At 56.8% G+C, this 14,877-nt stretch carries 16 protein-coding genes; 7 read left to right on the top strand and 9 right to left on the bottom strand.

Going from position 1 to position 14,877, the window contains the following annotated elements; all coding sequences use genetic code 11:
* The first annotated feature begins 34 nt into the window (after positions 1–34).
* A complete protein-coding gene (locus ACAW74_RS08625; protein ID WP_370697783.1) occupies positions 35–592 on the top strand; it encodes a DinB family protein in 558 nt (185 codons plus the stop codon).
* A 12-nt stretch (positions 593–604) separates the two neighbouring features.
* Positions 605–829, top strand: coding sequence for a hypothetical protein (locus ACAW74_RS08620; RefSeq protein WP_370697782.1), 225 nt, complete (start codon positions 605–607; stop codon positions 827–829).
* A 4-nt stretch (positions 830–833) separates the two neighbouring features.
* On the opposite strand, the gene ACAW74_RS08615 is transcribed toward ACAW74_RS08620, so the two are convergent.
* The 6 genes from ACAW74_RS08615 to ACAW74_RS08590 form a co-directional block, all read right to left on the bottom strand.
* On the bottom strand, positions 834–2,027 hold the full coding sequence (locus ACAW74_RS08615) for a glycosyltransferase (RefSeq protein WP_370697781.1): 1,194 nt from the start codon (positions 2,025–2,027) through the stop codon (positions 834–836).
* A 117-nt stretch (positions 2,028–2,144) separates the two neighbouring features.
* The gene (locus ACAW74_RS08610; protein WP_370697780.1) at positions 2,145–3,593 is read right to left on the bottom strand and encodes an O-antigen ligase family protein; all 1,449 of its coding nucleotides are present in this window, start codon (positions 3,591–3,593) and stop codon (positions 2,145–2,147) included.
* A gap of 112 nt (positions 3,594–3,705) precedes the next feature.
* A complete protein-coding gene (locus ACAW74_RS08605; RefSeq protein WP_370697779.1) occupies positions 3,706–4,602 on the bottom strand; it encodes a glycosyltransferase family 2 protein in 897 nt (298 codons plus the stop codon).
* Positions 4,603–4,699: 97 nt separating this feature from the next.
* The gene (locus ACAW74_RS08600) at positions 4,700–5,896 is read right to left on the bottom strand and encodes a glycosyltransferase family 2 protein (protein WP_370697778.1); all 1,197 of its coding nucleotides are present in this window, start codon (positions 5,894–5,896) and stop codon (positions 4,700–4,702) included.
* Positions 5,897–5,965: 69 nt separating this feature from the next.
* Positions 5,966–6,514: a YdeI/OmpD-associated family protein gene (locus ACAW74_RS08595; protein WP_370697777.1), complete on the bottom strand. Its 549-nt coding sequence runs from the start codon at positions 6,512–6,514 to the stop codon at positions 5,966–5,968.
* On the bottom strand, positions 6,507–7,550 hold the full coding sequence (locus ACAW74_RS08590) for a helix-turn-helix transcriptional regulator (protein ID WP_370697776.1): 1,044 nt from the start codon (positions 7,548–7,550) through the stop codon (positions 6,507–6,509). Before ACAW74_RS08590 ends, ACAW74_RS08595 begins: the two co-directional genes overlap by 8 nt.
* Positions 7,551–7,761: 211 nt before the next feature.
* Here ACAW74_RS08590 and ACAW74_RS08585 point away from each other — a divergent pair, with 211 nt between their 5' ends.
* The 4 genes from ACAW74_RS08585 (at position 7,762) to ACAW74_RS08570 (ending at position 10,621) form a co-directional block, all read left to right on the top strand.
* A complete protein-coding gene (locus ACAW74_RS08585; protein WP_370697775.1) occupies positions 7,762–8,196 on the top strand; it encodes a pPIWI_RE_Z domain-containing protein in 435 nt (144 codons plus the stop codon).
* 39 nt (positions 8,197–8,235) lie between these two features.
* Positions 8,236–8,766, top strand: coding sequence for a pPIWI_RE_Z domain-containing protein (locus tag ACAW74_RS08580; RefSeq protein WP_370697774.1), 531 nt, complete (start codon positions 8,236–8,238; stop codon positions 8,764–8,766).
* A 96-nt stretch (positions 8,767–8,862) separates the two neighbouring features.
* Positions 8,863–10,230: an ADP-ribose polymerase gene (locus ACAW74_RS08575; RefSeq protein WP_370697773.1), complete on the top strand. Its 1,368-nt coding sequence runs from the start codon at positions 8,863–8,865 to the stop codon at positions 10,228–10,230.
* Positions 10,231–10,339: 109 nt separating this feature from the next.
* Complete coding sequence (locus ACAW74_RS08570; RefSeq protein ID WP_370697772.1) at positions 10,340–10,621, top strand: hypothetical protein; 282 nt, start codon at positions 10,340–10,342, stop codon at positions 10,619–10,621.
* A 99-nt stretch (positions 10,622–10,720) separates the two neighbouring features.
* Here ACAW74_RS08570 and ACAW74_RS08565 read toward each other — a convergent pair whose 3' ends face one another.
* A complete protein-coding gene (locus tag ACAW74_RS08565; RefSeq protein WP_370697771.1) occupies positions 10,721–12,232 on the bottom strand; it encodes a S41 family peptidase in 1,512 nt (503 codons plus the stop codon).
* Positions 12,233–12,408: 176 nt separating this feature from the next.
* On the opposite strand from ACAW74_RS08565, the gene ACAW74_RS08560 reads away from it, so the two are divergent.
* A complete protein-coding gene (locus ACAW74_RS08560) occupies positions 12,409–12,876 on the top strand; it encodes a hypothetical protein (RefSeq protein ID WP_370697770.1) in 468 nt (155 codons plus the stop codon).
* Between the two features lie 98 nt (positions 12,877–12,974).
* On the opposite strand, the gene ACAW74_RS08555 is transcribed toward ACAW74_RS08560, so the two are convergent.
* Together ACAW74_RS08555 and folK are read right to left on the bottom strand one after the other, a co-directional pair.
* Positions 12,975–14,195, bottom strand: a complete 1,221-nt coding sequence (locus ACAW74_RS08555) for a pyridoxal phosphate-dependent aminotransferase (RefSeq protein ID WP_370697769.1) — start codon at positions 14,193–14,195, stop codon at positions 12,975–12,977.
* A 168-nt stretch (positions 14,196–14,363) separates the two neighbouring features.
* The gene (gene folK, locus ACAW74_RS08550) at positions 14,364–14,876 is read right to left on the bottom strand and encodes a 2-amino-4-hydroxy-6-hydroxymethyldihydropteridine diphosphokinase (protein WP_370697768.1); all 513 of its coding nucleotides are present in this window, start codon (positions 14,874–14,876) and stop codon (positions 14,364–14,366) included.
* Position 14,877: the final 1 nt, after the last annotated feature.

Below are 14,877 nucleotides of genomic sequence, written 5' to 3'. Positions count from 1 at the left end.
TGCGATATTGCTGCTCCTTGCCTAACCAGTCGTTATGATAACCACCCAACACCTGCTGCATAACGTTGGTCTTGCCCGTCAGCGGTACCTCGACGCGGTAGCCGATCTCGACGAGACAGCGGCGCAGTGGGAACCAGCCCCCGATCAGTGGAGCGCCGTGGACATTACCGAGCACCTGTTCTGGGCAGAGCAGGGCGGTATCCTGGGCATGTGGAAAACGCTGCTGGGTATCCGGGCGGGTACGGTGAGTTACGAAGGCGTCGGTCCGAACGATGACCTGACCATCGAGGAGGTGATCCGGCGGACGTGGCAGGAGAAAGAACTGGTACCGGCGGTCGCCGCCCCGCGTATGGGTGGACCGTTGGCCTACTGGTCGTCGGCGCTGCACGGCCTGCAAACCAGCCTGACCGACTTCTGCGCTATTCTCCAGGAAGATGATCTGCTCAGGAAAGCCCATCCACACCCTATTTCAGGCCTGATGACGTTCGGGCAGCGGCTCGAATTCCTGCGCTTTCACATCGATCGGCACCGCTCGCAGGTAGAGGCGTTGAAGTCGCTATGGGCGGCACATGGTATTCATCAATCTATCTAACTCAACTCGGCCATGACCATTATCAAACAGGGTAATCTACAGGGGCAATTCAGCGGTTTCCGCAATCGGGAGACGGTGTTTGTATTCAGCGATGGCGAGCGCTGGCAGCAGGATGAATACCGCTACGTTGATCATTCGGTATATCGACCGCAGGCCACCGTCAGTCAGGAAGGCGGCGCGTATTACCTCCACGTGGCTGGAGTCGCCGAAAAAGTCCGGGTCGTGAAGCGCTATTGAGCGGCTAGTTCACCACTTTTTTTCCGGCCAGCACCTGATCAAATACGGTCTCGAATTCTTCGGCGCGGTGTGCCCATGAATTGGCGCGGGCCATGTCGATCCGGGCCTGAATGCGGTCAGGGGCTTGATCGCTTAGGGCGTGGCGTAAGGATTTGGCAAATGCCTCGGGCGTATCGGCCATCGCGACAATCCCCGTAAAATCATCCAGAATGGAGAAGGGCGTCGATACCACGGGCAACCCGCCTGCCAGATACTCGTTGATTTTCAAGGGGTAGATGGTGTATGTGTGCGCGTTGCAGACGAACGGAATCATCGTGGCCGACAGCCCGGCGAGCAGCGGTGGGAGTTGTTCGGGTTTGTGCGGCGGCGTGAAAACTACGTTGGGAAACGTACTTAGGCGATCGATGATAGCTGGCTCTTTGATCTCGCCGATGAACTGAAACGTCACGTCGGGCATGGTTTTTACACAGTGCTCTACGATGTCGACGTTCACACGATCGTCGGCAGTGCCAAGGTAGCCAACTACGGGTTTGGTGGGCGGGTTTTTCTCAATCAGCAAACGTACCTGGCTAAACAGGTCGAAATTCACGCCATTCTTCACGCAAAAGGCGTTGGGTTGCGTCTGGGCTTTCACCCGGCGCAGCGTTTCGGAGGTCGTCACAACGGCATCGACGCTGCGGAGGTAGTCCTGTTCGTAGCGCCCACCGTGCTGCCGCATCCAGGGCGAAATCGTGATTTCATCGAAACAGTAATAAATCGTGGCGGCTTCGTTGAGCTTTCCCAGCATCGGCAGGCCCAAAACTGGGTGCATGCCGTTGATGATCAGCGGTTTTTTAAAGCCAAGCTGCTTTATCACGCGGCGAAGGCCAGTCAATAGCCGACCCACGTTGAGGGTCAGCAGCCGGTCGTGAGCGGCGTCGGGTAGGAAGTTGATCGGCAGCATCACGGGCGGTTGCCACACGTGTACAGTGCTCCCCTGCTCGCCGGCTTTGGTCGTCAATGGGCTTTCCAGCCGGGCAATTTTTCGTACAGGTACGTCCTTCTGGCGACCCAGTGCGCCCATCACCCAATCTTTGGCGGTATGCTGATAATCGACATACAGAACACGATGCCGAACGGCCAATTCGCAACTCAACTGTACAATAGCCTTCTGAAAATCGCCCTCCCAGGTGGTCTGACCGACGCAAATAATGTCCATAGTATTCTTCAATGCACGATGTACGATGAATAATGTATAATGAATGGACGGCGTACCGCTGACGCAGACTTACCACTCATGCCCGCAGTTCGATGCTCGCTCATTGTGCATTATACATTATTTCTCCTCCCACCGATTAGCTGAGGCGAAAAGCATGGAGTTGATGTAGAGCATGGTACTGGTCGGAAACTGCCCCAAAATTGGGTTCGAATAACTGACTACACAGATACCGATGAATTCGCTGAGAAGCAGGAGCATCAGCGTGATGGTCCACGGGTCTTTGAGGTGCCAGAGTCGCCAGACACCCGTCAGGATGATGCCCGCCAACACAAACAGGTAGACGCTCAGCCCCACGATGCCCGTTTCGATCCAAAGCTGCACATACCAGCTATCGGGCGGAATCTGTGCGGCCCAGTGCCAGGGCGTGAAGCGCACACCCGCCCCGGATGACGAGCCGATACCCGTTCCGAATGGTAAATCGGCCAGATACCGTTTGAGCCGCTGCTGATTTTCGAGCCGTACCAGAAACGATTCGTCCTGCGTAGGGCGCAGGGCTGTGCGGATGCGGTAAATCTGGTATACGCTATCGCCGATGTGCGTGTAGAGTAGAATAGCCAGCAAAGGTAAACCTACCATGGCGCTGGACAGAATCGGAGCGACCTTACGCTGAAGAATTAGAAATGCGCCGAACCCGCCAATGAGTACAAACAGGGCCGAGCGTGTGCCCGATACGGCATATCCCCAGAAGATAACGAGCGTGAGGCCGAGATAGACAAACCGGTAGAGCCACCGTTTTTCGGCCATAAATAGGATGATGCAGACGAGCGTGATGCCCGCCATTTCGGAGCCAAACTGACCGGCGTCGGAATAGAACGAGAAGCTCCGTAGCTGTCCCCACAGAATGTGCGTGCGGGCACCACCCGCCGCTAGCCAGTTCAGTTCCGATTGTTCGAGGTCGCGCAGGCCGAGAATATGGCCATATTGCTGTTTGAAGCCCCAGAAAGCGGCGACAATCGACCAGCCAATCCAGGTTTTCACCATCAGCCAGACATCGTTGCGGGTGATGGGGTTGACCAGTACGATGAACGATAGAAACGCCCAACTAAGCGAAAACGACCGGGCGTGGTAAAACCAGGCGGGCGGGTAAGGTGAATTGGGGTTGAAATACTCCAGAATAGTATAGAACAGCCAGAGCAACACGCAGAAAAAGGCGGGGTTCTTCAGCCGATGCCAGGCCATACGTCGGGCGTTGAGCAACGTACCCACGAAGGTGAGCATCAGCAGTCCGTCGAGTCCTAGCCCAACCTGAATGTCGCCATCCAGAAAGCGGGCTGCCCCGATCATGAAGCTCAGGTTGGCGTAGATATACACCCCGATTTTAGGCTCGAGCAATACTGCCAGCAGCACCACAATTCCAATGGGCAGAGCAATTACAGCCAGCCCGCCCATAATGCCCATTTTAGCAATGAGCACCCCCGCCAGCAAGGCCAGCCCAATGCCCATCCCCCCGTACACCCAGGGGTTATAGCGCCAGCGGCTCAGGAAAAGGGAGAGTGATTGGGGCATGGATGAATGTCAATGAATAATGTACAATGTACAATGAGCCTGACGGCGGATCGCTGACGCATTAAGGGATGTCATATCAGTTCATTATGCATCGTACATTTTACATTATTCATTAAACAGGCGAAGCCGTTCCGTTCCAGACGTTCCAGACGGTGGCGTCGACGAAGGCTTTAGCGTGTTTCCACTGACCTTTCAGCAAATACGAGGCCATGTGCTTGGGTAGTACGGCCGTGGCGAAAAAACCGTAAAAAATAAGCCGTTGTGCCAGCGAACCGTGCCGCCGGATAAACAGAATGCGGTTACGGGTAAGGTAGTAGGTACGTAGGGTACTTTCGCGCCCCACCGACGCCGACTCTTTGTGCCAGATCGTGGCCGTGGGTTGGTAGTAAATCAGGAAACCCGCGTCGCGGATGCGTTGCGACCAGTCAAGTTCTTCGTAGTAGAGGAAAAACCGGTCAGCAAACCGGCCGACGCTCTCCACCACGTCCCTGCTGACGAGCATGGCGCAGCCGTGGGCAAACGGCGTGTTAGCCGGGGCGTCGAACTGTGGGCCGTCGGGTTGGTTGAAGCCGACCAGATGCGCCGTGCCCGTATACATATTCATGGGTCCGTAGCCCGCGAACTGCACCAGGTTGGGCGCGTCGAAAAAACGGATTTTAGGGCAAACCACCCCGACCTGCGGATTTTGCGCAAACGGCTTCAGCAATTCATCGAGAAGATTGGCTTCCAGTTCGGTATCGTTGTTGACGATGAAAAAATAATCGCCTTTCGCGGCTTCGATGCCGAGGTTGTTGCCGCCCGTAAAACCAAGGTTTTTCTCGCTCCGCACCAGTCGCACAAACGGGTACGTACCCAGATCGACCTGCGTGTTCAGCGCGGGCGACGACGCATTATCGACCACAATCACCTCAACGTTCGGGTACGTCAACTGACGGACCGAGTCGAGAAACAGCCGCGTCATCTCGGCCTGATTATAGTTGATCGTAATGAGCGAAATAAGTGGAAGCATGACTGACGTTTGATGTTTGGTGTTCGGAGTTTAACGTTCTGTTCAGGCAATTCGCTGCTGACCACGTTAAACGCTAGACACCAAACTTTAAACTAACCTATGCGTTATGAGGCGTGTGCATGAACGATTTGAACGCTTTGCGCATGTTGAGCAGCGCCTTACCAAAGCTGAGCATGAGTGTGAAGACGACACCCAGGTCGCGGAACGACAGCCGTTGCCAGAGATAGGCCGGGATCGACAGCGCCATGCTCACGATCAGGGTCAGCAGCAGGATGGCCGATAGCAGGAGCGTAGGTACGTGTCCGGCGATCGCGCAAACGAGGGTCGTCAGCAGCAAAATGCCTAGCAGCAGCACCTTGGGTAATGCCATTTCCTGTACGAGCTTGATGCCGCTCAGCCAGTTGCCCGCCAGCAGATTTTCCATACCCGGCTTGAAATAGTCGACCACAAACTGATACTGCGCGGCAATCCAGCGGGTACGTTGGTTTTCGAAAACAGCCCGTTTGGCCACTTTTTCGTCATACACAAATGCCTTTTCAAGGTAACCGATGCGATGACCATCCACGGCGAGTTTCATAGCGAGTTCTTTGTCGAAACCCCCGATAGTCGTCAGGTTGCTCATGGCGGCTTTCATCAGGCCGGTTTCGACCGCCATGCCCGAGCCGATGATCGTGGCCGACAGCCCTGCCACGCGGTAACCCCGGCGGGTGATGTGGTTATTGATTTCTTCGCTGACGGCGTCGAGCACAGCCACGCGCGAGGTTTCGTAGGCCGAGGTGGGCTTGGCGACCCGGTGCCCCTGAATGGCGCGCCAACCCGCAGCAAACGCCGCATTGACCCGGCTCAGAAAATCGGGTGCCAGGTGGTTGTCGGCATCGGACACCATCACGATGTCGAAGTCGTTGGGCGAGATCGTAGCGAGGGCGGCGTTGATAGCCTTCGTTACGGTCGAGACCTCAAACGAAACGGGCAGCACCGTTACGGGCGTCGTCGCGGCTAGCTGCGTCAGTGCGTCGAGGGTATGCTGCTGAAAGGAGTCGGCTATGACGATCAGTCGAAACCGATCGGCGGGGTAATCCTGCTGTAGGTTGGCCCGCACCGAGTCGAGAATAACGGCATCTTCTTTGTAGGCTGGCACCAGCACCGCAATACGCCGTTTCGGCATGTCGGGTGTGGGCGTCACATCGTCGGCGCTGCCCGCCCGTCCGATGGCGGCGTAGAAGAAGTAGTGGAGCGTGTTGAGGGTCAGTCCAACGAAGAAGAGGCTGACCAGGAGCCAGAAAAGCGTCTGCATACGGTTTTTTAGACGCCACTTATTCTATTTGGTAACAGGAGAAAATGACGTTATCATCATAAAAGCTGGTCAGTCTTTTCGGCTCTTAAAATACCGGATCATCTCTGAATAGCCCATGCCCATGCTGAAACCCTGCACGGCCTGCGTAATGCGTTTGGTTTTGGTTTCGATGGTTTTGGCTTCCTCGATCCAGCGGCTGTAATAGCGCTGATGCCCCGGCGTGAGCGACTCGAAAAAGGCCAGCGCTGCCGGGTCATCAGCCAGACAGGCCATCAGATCGTCGGAGTTGACCAGGGGCGAATCGTCGGCTTCCAGACTGACGGTGATGCTGGCGCCTGCTTCTTTGCGAATGGCTTTTCGCATACCAGCGTTGATGGCCATGAGGAACGCCCCGTTCCAGTTTTCGTCTGGTTCGTCCTGCTGCCCCATCGGAATGAGCGCCACCTGATGGATTGGGTGGGCGTCGAGTAGGCCTTTCACCCGAAACGACGTTTTTCGGCCCGGTTTCATGGCTTCGGTGATGGTGATTGGCAACACGATGTAGGTCCAGCCCGTTTTTTCGCCCTTGTCACCAAAGCGAAGCAGGGGTGCTGTGAAGGTGTGCAGCGTATCAGGCATGGTAGGCGGCCAGTGTTTTTTCCAGCGACGTTTTAATCTCCTGCACCAGACTCTCGGGTTTCAGCACACACAGGTGCTCGCCGTAGGAACGCAGGTGCATCAGCAGGTCGCGGTTGGGGGCCAGGCGCAGGCGCACCACGCAGGCCGTGTCGGTATCGCTGATGATCTCCTGCGTTTGGTGGATGGGCTTGGCTTTGATGTAGCGGCCAAACAAGGGGCTGAATTTCAGTATGATTTCTTCGACGGGGCCGCTGCTGTCGGTGATGCCATAGATGTGCTCAAACAGCTCGCTCACGTTGTCGATGACGGTCTGCGGCACGGCGCAAGGCTCGTCGGTGATGCTCAGGTCGCTCATGCGGTCGAGGGCGAAGGTGCGTTCACCACCCGTTTTCTCGTCGTAGCCGATTACATACCAGCTGTCCCACACTTCGCGTAGCAGAATGGGGTGAAGCGTGCGTAGGGGTGGGGGCGGGGCGGTGCTGCGGGTCAGCTTGCCAGGTACGTCCTCGTGCTTTTGGTACCGAAACTCAATCTGTCGGTTCTGGTTGACGGCCCGGATCAGCACAGGTACGTAGTGGCGGTTGCCGCCCAGAATTTTCTCCTCCACATACACCACCCGCCGTCCGGCCCCATCGGGGTGATCGCCGGGTTTGACTTCCCGAATGATGTCGAGGCTTTGCCGCACTTTCTGCAAGGCGCTCGTGAGTTCGTCGGCGACCGAGGCGCCCTGCGTAGCGGCCAGTACCTCGCGGGCGTAGTCGAGCGCTTCCATGTCGTCGGGCGTGAGCATCAGCTTCAGCAGCCTGAATTGCGGATTGGTGTAGTAATAGCCGTTGGCGCGCTTATCGTAGGCGATGGGGGCGTCGTGGTCTTCGCGCAGGCGCTGAATGTCTTTTTCGAGCGACGAAATTGACCGGATACCGCAGGTGTCCTGACAAAGCTCAAAAAGCCGTTGCTTGGAATACTGGCGCGGGTAGCGACTAATCACCTCATCGATCAGGCGATAGCGTTGAAAAGCAGAGCGGGTTATCGGCATAGGAGTATGATTTGAACGCAAAGGCGCGAAGGGTTCGCAAAGGCCGCGAAGACGTCTCTTTTTTCAGTAAGACGCTGCGCTCTTTGCGAACCCTTCGCGCCTTTGCGTTCAATTGTTTCACGCGAAAAATAATTGAAAAAGAATAGCACAACGGAAAAAGATTACGTTCTGGGGGGTAAATCTTTGTACAGGACATTATAGAACGAACATCATGAACCTTAGACAGCGTCCTCAAACCAACCCCACGCTAACCGCCCTGCCCGTCGGCCCGACGCAGCGTACACCCCGACTGAGCCAACTCTCAGCTCGCCAATTGTTCGACGTTGAACTGGGCCTGTGCCTGCTGGCCGCCATCAGCCCGTCGGCCTCGCCGGCTACCCTGCCCGATTTGCTGATCGACGGTACCGCCCCGACGGCCAAACAACGCCGCAGCCTCGACAAAGCCCGGCTGATGCTGGCGCAACTCACGCAACCATCCCGCCCTGACGGGACACGCTCCCTTTGGGCCGATCTGCTCGACCGCTACGCCCGGCTCCCGCACGATACCCAAGCCTTCGACATCAGCTGCGATGGCAACCGGTTCAGCCCCAAATCAGTGGGATTCTTTCGCAACCGCGTCCGCACCCTGACTCACCTGCTGGCGTGACCCCGCTCGAACAGTACCAAACAACAACGACAACAACTAATGAAAACGATAGCACACTCAACCCGCCTTTCGGCTAACCCCACTGCTCCAGTAGTCGGTTTTGCCGACACGCTGCCTTCCCTGCCCCTGCCGACATACGGTGGCGGTGGGCGTTTCGGCTGGCAGGAACCACTGGCCACGCGCATCAAGCACCAGTACGACCTGCACGGGCAAACGGCCAACCGGCTGTTGAATATCGAGTTGGGCCTGTTTCTGCTGACCGAACTCCTGCCCGACGCGCCGCCTGAAGCCCTGCCCGATCTGCTAATGGGCAACGGCATGGTGCACCTGCGTCGGCCCGTCTGGACGCCCAAGCAGCACCGGCTGCTGAGCCGTGGCCGCACGCTGCTGGCCCCTTATCAGAACCGCGCGGTGTGGTTTCAGGCGCTGGTGAAATACGCGACGCTGCCTGCTGCCGCCCGCATCTACAGCCTGAGCCAGTATGGCAGCATCACGCAGACTCCGGCTGCCGATTCGGGTAGCTATACCCAGCGCGAACGCCTCACGCTGTTCTGGCGGGCCATGTTGTAAGTGATTGTCAGACCCCACAGAGGCACTGAGTATGAAGCCATGAACACTGGACTGCCCTTGCGGGGCTCGGTGTCGCTGTGGTAAAGCCTTTTTCCTATGCTTTCTCAGTTAATCCAACATATAATGGGCACGGCTGATCCGGCCGATGCGCTCAAAGCCGTTACCCCAACCACCAGTAAGCCCCCCACGCTGACGACTACGGCTACGCCTGCCCCAAGCCAGATGGCCGCGCAGGATATTACGGCCCTTCGCACCGTGAAGCTGATTATGGTGTCGGCGCAGAACAACAATAAGTATTACGAAATGCGCGAGACAGCCAACGGTACGTTTAAGGTCGAATATGGCCGGGTGGGTAGTACCAAAAGCACGGCAACGTACCCAATCGCGCTGTGGGACAACAAAATCCGGGAGAAACTGGCCAAAGGCTACGTTGATCAGACGCACCTGTATGCCGACAAGCCGGAGTCGACAGGCACAGAAACCATCGCCGACGAGACGGTGCGCTCGTTGGTGGATAAACTGATCGGTTACGCCCGCCAGTCGATCTTCCGTAACTACGTCGTAACAGCGCAGCAGGTGACGCGTCAACAGGTCGAGAAAGCCCAGCAACTGCTCGATCAGTTGGCCGGCATGATGAGCCTGACGCTCGACCCCGCCGTGTATAACGACACCCTCCTGACGCTGTTCCAGACGATTCCGCGCAAGATGGGCCGGGTAAATCAGCACCTGGTAACGCAGACCCCGCAGACTGACGCTGACCTTCAGGCCCTGCGCGACCGGCTGGCCGCTGAGCAGGAAACGCTTGACGTGATGCGGAGCCAGGTGGAGTTGAATGCCACGCCTACCGATTCGCCGGAAACCACGCCCCCCCCGCTGCTCGATACGCTTGGCCTGAGCATCGAACCCGTTACCGACGACCGCATCCTAACGTTCATCAAGCGCATGATGGGCCCCGATGCCGACAAATTCGATGCCGCCTTCAGCGTGAGTCAGGCCCGGACCGAGGTGGCCTTTGCGCTGCACATGGCGGAAGCCCGACACCCCAAAACGCAATTGCTCTGGCACGGTAGCCGCAGCGAAAACTGGCTGTCGATTTTGAAAACTGGCCTCGTCCTGCGCCCAACCAATGCTGTCATTACGGGCAAAATGTTTGGCTACGGCGTCTATTTCGCCGATCAGTTCAGCAAGTCGCTCAACTACACCTCACTCCACGGTTCGGTTTGGGCCGGTGGTCGGGAAAAAGAAGCGTACTTGGCGATTTATGAAGTGCACGTGGGCAAGCAACTGGTTGTTGATCAGCACGAAGTATGGTGCTACGACCTCGATGCCGACAAGCTGAAACAGCGGGGCAAGCACTATGATTCGGTGTATGCCCAGCGCGGCAAAAGCCTGCTGAAAAACGAATTCATCGTTTATAATCAGGACCAAAGCACCATCCGGTATCTGGTCCGTATAAAAAGCTAAAAAGGTCATTTGCCCTCGGCGTCATTCGTAGTTATTGATTGTCATTCATCGTAAAAGCAACAACGACAATCGATGACGCCGAAGGCAATGGCCCTAACAACTAGTCTCCATGAAACTTAAAGCATTGAATCGTCAGGCGGTGCGGATGGCTGCTACCATGCTGATGCTGGCCGAGGGCAGTACCACCACGCTGAACGTAAAACTGTATCTCCGTGATCAGGGCTACCGGGCCGGGCAGTCGGAAGTATCGAGTTGGTTGTTTCGGATTGCCCAGCGCGAAAGGTGGGTCATCAACGACAACGGCCTGTACCGGGTGTATTACTTCCCCAATTTCATGAGCAAACTGCTGATGCCCGCTTCAGCCCCGGCGCAGTCGCCCAGCATTAATTAATTCACTCGTAGGTAGTGTCGATAAGCCCTCCGGACGCCTGTCTGAGGGCTTATTTGTTGAGGGGCTTGGGGACAAAAGCACCTGTTTGCCCCCTGCCCACTACCGCAGTAGCTCGTATACCTTTTCGATGTCCAGATCCTGGCCAGAAAGGAGGGCGGGTACGGTGTAGGCCACAGGTACGTCGGGCAGGACGCCGTGGCCCTGATCCTGGCCGGGAATCGCCAGCACAATTTTGTAGAGGGGGAGCCGTAGCTGTACGCCGGTTTCGGGTAGGGTCATGTAGGGCGAGGTAAAGGCGTTGCAGCCGTAGGCCCCGCCCCCTGTTTCGCGCCCGATAACGGTGACCCGGTCCGCGCTGTTATGCTTCACCAGAGAAGCAAAAATGGACGCCGCCGAGAACGTACCTCCGTTGACGAGCAGGAAAACGCGTCCCCGGAAGCCGTAGCGCCTGATGGGCTTGATCAGGCTGGTGGTGCCGGTGCGGCGGTAGGTACCCTCGGGGGTGCGGCGCGTGAAGAAATTCCGCAGCCAGAACCGCCAGAATTTCCAACCCAGATACCGGTTGAAGGACACATTCCGCACGGGTGCATCCACCTGCGTGTATGCCTGAAAGGGTTTATCAATCAGGTACGACGCCAACCGCAAGCTCGTACCGGAGTTGCCGCCCAGATTACCGCGCAGATCAACGACCAGGGTATTGATGGTTTTACTGGCGGCAATGGACTCGAAACTCTGCCGAAAAAACATCCGTTGCCCAAACCCGGAAAACGACGACACTTTCATGATCGCCACCGACGAGTCGCGCTCGGAGAGCCAGAACTGTCGTTGCTCGTCGGGGGCTTTGTCGGGTTTTGGCCGCTTACGGGGGCTCGACGCCGGTACGTTCCGCTTATCGAGCGAGTCGAGGCGGGGAGGAAGCTTGTCAGGGCGGGTGCGGAACGTGAGTGTGCGGACGGTGCCGGTTGTGTCGCGGAAGGTGAGGCGGCGGGCGGTAGAGTCGATGCCGCAAACCAGCGCGTAATAGGAGCCAAAACTGCCTGTGTTCAGCACATACGACTTGAACGTCTGGTTATAGCCGTCCGACGAGATGTACCGGTAAAACTGGTTGAGCAGCGTGTGGGTTGGTTGCCCGTCAACGGCGAGGATTTCACTGCCGCGCTGGATAGTGGAGTCGGTGCTGCGGTTGTCGCGCACATACAGCCGATCATTCAGCACGGCCACATCGACCGGAAAGGGGCGCAGCGGGTGCTTTTTCCGGTAAGCCGTAAACAACTTCGACGCGTAGAGGTCGGTGTGGCCGCAGCCAATGCGGTCGACTACCGGCTCGATGACCCGCCGAAACTGGAGTTCGGTCATGGGTTTGGTGAGCTGCGCAAACGCCGTATCGAACCACCGCGACACACTATCACGAGAGTGGTAGCGGTAGAGGCCAGGATGCGCTTCTTCGAGGGCGCGTCGCATCAGCCGAAAGTCGGTCTGTAGCTGCGCTACCGAATAGGTCTGTGTGACTGGCGTAAACGGAAAAACCGGCTGAGGACGACTGGTAAAGCAGCCTGCCAGCAAGCCGGCAAGGCCAATGAACAAACCGGTCCGAAGCAAGGAAGCAATCACGGTGAGGAGATAGAATAGGGTGCCAAAGGTAATGCCCGTCTGTTTAGCCGCAAGCCGATTTGGGATGAACAATCTTGTTGAGCAGGGCGTTGACGAAACAGTGTATAGTTCGTAGTTTGCTGACCGTATGTGGGTGAAAACCAGCAAACCCCAAACTTCAACCGTCAAACTTCACAATGGCACGTCCCAATCCGGAACTGATCGACGCTTTACGCCGCACGGCCCGCAAATTGGCCGAAGGAGCTCCCTACCAGTGGGGGCACATGGGTGGCTGTAACTGTGGCAACCTTGCCCAAGAATTAACGAAAATGACGCGTGACCAAATTCACCAGTATGCCATGCAACGCTACGGCGACTGGAACGAACAGGTTGCTGATTACTGCGACACAAGCCAATTACCCTTCGATGTCATCATTAACCAGATGCTCGGCGCGGGTTTGGCGTTGGAAGACCTGAAACATTTAGAGAAACTCGACGACCGCGAGGTGCTCGTGCGGTTGCCCCTGGAGGCGCGTTTTCTGAAACACAATCGCCGCGACGACGTGGTAACGTACCTGAACGAGTGGGCTAATCTGCTCGAAGAGAAGCTATTGGCGAAAATCACCCTCCCCGCCGATCTGATGCAGGTGCGGGAGTTGGTGTAGATGAATGAATAATTGATAATGTACAATGCACAATGGGGGCTGACGCATATTACTCTAGCGTCAGCCCCCATTGTGCATTGTACATTATCAATTATTCATTACTTCAGCGTCGCTACGGCATCCTTAATCCGTTGCACGGCTTCGGCGAGGGCTTCGTCGGAAGCAGCGGTGGAGATGCGCAGGCAGTTGGGAGCCCCAAAGCCCGAGCCAGCTACGGTTGCTACAAATGATTTGTTGAGCAGCCAGGTCGCGAAATCATCGGAGTTGTGGATCGTCGTCGTCCCGTCCGACTTGCCGTAGTAGGCGCTGATGTCGGGGAAGGCGTAGAACGCGCCCTGGGGTACGTTCACCTTGAAGCCCGGCACTTCTTTCAGCAGCTTTACCACCAGGTCGCGGCGGCGCTGATAGGCTTGTGCCATCTCGCGGCTAGGTTCCAGCGGGCCATTCAGAGCCGCCACGGCGGCTTTCTGGGCAATCGAGTTGGTGCCCGACGTTACCTGACCCTGTAGTTTTTCAACCCCTTCGGCAATCCATTTGGCGGCACCGATGTAGCCGATGCGCCAGCCCGTCATAGCGTAGCCTTTCGCCACCCCGTTGACGGTGATCACCCGGTCGTGGATTTCGGGCATCGAACCGATGCTGAAATGGCCTTCCGGTGTGAAGTTGATGTATTCGTAGATTTCGTCGGCCAGCACATAGACGTTCTCGTGGCGGGCAACCACCTCGCCAATGGCCCGCAGTTCGGCTTCGGTGTAAACCGAGCCCGTGGGGTTGTTGGGTGAGGCAAACATCACCACCTTGGTACGGTCGGTAATGGCGGCTTCAAACTGCTCGGGCGTTACCTTGAATTCGTTTTCAAACGGACCGTCGAGCACCACCGATACACCTTCGGCGAGCTTTACCATTTCGGAATAGCTTACCCAATAAGGCGAGAAAATAATTACCTCGTCGCCGGGATTTACCAGCACCTGCAACACGTTGGCCAGTGAGTGCTTGGCGCCCGTTGAGACCACCACGTTTTCGGGCTTCCAGTTGAGACCGTTGTCACGGTTGAATTTATCGGCGATGGCTTTCCGCAGGTCGGGGTAACCCGCTACGGGGCTGTAGCCGTGGAAGCCGTCGTCGATGGCTTTTTTGGCGGCTTCGCAAATGTGGGCGGGTGTTTTGAAATCGGGCTCACCCACGCTGAGGCTGATGACTTTATGACCCTGAGCCGCGAGTTCGCGGGCCATCTTGGTCATACCCAGTGTCGAAGACTCTTCGAGGGCGTTGATCCGATCGGCCAGCAGACTGGCAGAGCTTGCTACGGCGGCAGACATAGTTTCTGTCGTTTTATTGAAAATTTAGCAACTGAACGGCCGCAAAATTAGTGAATCACAAGCGGTTAAGGCGTGTTTTTGTGAGAATTTAATTGATGAGAAGCCACGAAAAGAGCTGTAACACAGAGATTCGCAGAGGAGCACAGAGCTACACAGAGAGGTGCAAGATTAAAAGATGAGTTGGTGTACGTCGCTCGCGTCGGTGCATTCGGCCAGCAACTGCGCTACTGTTTTGCCAAGTACCGGATGGAGCCATTCGGGGGCGATATTGGCCAGCGGGGCCAGCGTGAAGCGGCGCTCGTGCAGCAGCGGATGCGGCAGCGTGAGGGTAGACGTCTGTAAGACGAGGTTGTCGTAGAACAGCAAGTCGATGTCGATGAGGCGGGCGCCCCACCGTTCCCGACGTACCCGGCCCAGCGCCTGTTCAATTGCCTGGGTACGTTCCAGTACGGCGTCGGGCGCGAGTAACGTACCCAGCCGCAATACCTGATTCAGGTACGTTGGTTGATCGGTGACACCCCAGGCGGCGGTTTCGTAGAGCACCGATGCCTGCTGAATAATACCAACCTGCTCGGTCAGTTGCTGCCGTGCTTCGGTAAATGTCTGGCGCGGATCGCCGAGGTTGGCCCCCAGCAACAGAAAAAGCGTATGCGAAAGCGGAATGGGTGGCTGAACAGACATA

Origin of the sequence: Fibrella musci (assembly GCF_041321105.1) — a bacterium.
GTDB lineage: Bacteria > Bacteroidota > Bacteroidia > Cytophagales > Spirosomataceae > Fibrella > Fibrella musci.
The sequence above is the reverse complement of the archived record's forward strand: the minus strand, read 5'-3'. Positions and strand labels throughout refer to the sequence as shown.

Bases quoted from the DNA above. Each gene is read 5' to 3' on its own strand.
- ACAW74_RS08625 (WP_370697783.1), top strand. From the start codon at position 35: ATGATAACCACCCAACACCTGCTGCATAACGTTGGTCTTGCCCGTCAG.
- ACAW74_RS08620 (WP_370697782.1), top strand. From the start codon at position 605: ATGACCATTATCAAACAGGGTAATCTACAGGGGCAATTCAGCGGTTTC.
- ACAW74_RS08615 (WP_370697781.1), bottom strand. From the start codon at position 2,027: ATGGACATTATTTGCGTCGGTCAGACCACCTGGGAGGGCGATTTTCAG.
- ACAW74_RS08610 (WP_370697780.1), bottom strand. From the start codon at position 3,593: ATGCCCCAATCACTCTCCCTTTTCCTGAGCCGCTGGCGCTATAACCCC.
- ACAW74_RS08605 (WP_370697779.1), bottom strand. From the start codon at position 4,602: ATGCTTCCACTTATTTCGCTCATTACGATCAACTATAATCAGGCCGAG.
- ACAW74_RS08600 (WP_370697778.1), bottom strand. From the start codon at position 5,896: ATGCAGACGCTTTTCTGGCTCCTGGTCAGCCTCTTCTTCGTTGGACTG.
- ACAW74_RS08595 (WP_370697777.1), bottom strand. From the start codon at position 6,514: ATGCCTGATACGCTGCACACCTTCACAGCACCCCTGCTTCGCTTTGGT.
- ACAW74_RS08590 (WP_370697776.1), bottom strand. From the start codon at position 7,550: ATGCCGATAACCCGCTCTGCTTTTCAACGCTATCGCCTGATCGATGAG.
- ACAW74_RS08585 (WP_370697775.1), top strand. From the start codon at position 7,762: ATGAACCTTAGACAGCGTCCTCAAACCAACCCCACGCTAACCGCCCTG.
- ACAW74_RS08580 (WP_370697774.1), top strand. From the start codon at position 8,236: ATGAAAACGATAGCACACTCAACCCGCCTTTCGGCTAACCCCACTGCT.
- ACAW74_RS08575 (WP_370697773.1), top strand. From the start codon at position 8,863: ATGCTTTCTCAGTTAATCCAACATATAATGGGCACGGCTGATCCGGCC.
- ACAW74_RS08570 (WP_370697772.1), top strand. From the start codon at position 10,340: ATGAAACTTAAAGCATTGAATCGTCAGGCGGTGCGGATGGCTGCTACC.
- ACAW74_RS08560 (WP_370697770.1), top strand. From the start codon at position 12,409: ATGGCACGTCCCAATCCGGAACTGATCGACGCTTTACGCCGCACGGCC.
- ACAW74_RS08555 (WP_370697769.1), bottom strand. From the start codon at position 14,195: ATGTCTGCCGCCGTAGCAAGCTCTGCCAGTCTGCTGGCCGATCGGATC.
- folK (WP_370697768.1), bottom strand. From the start codon at position 14,876: ATGTCTGTTCAGCCACCCATTCCGCTTTCGCATACGCTTTTTCTGTTG.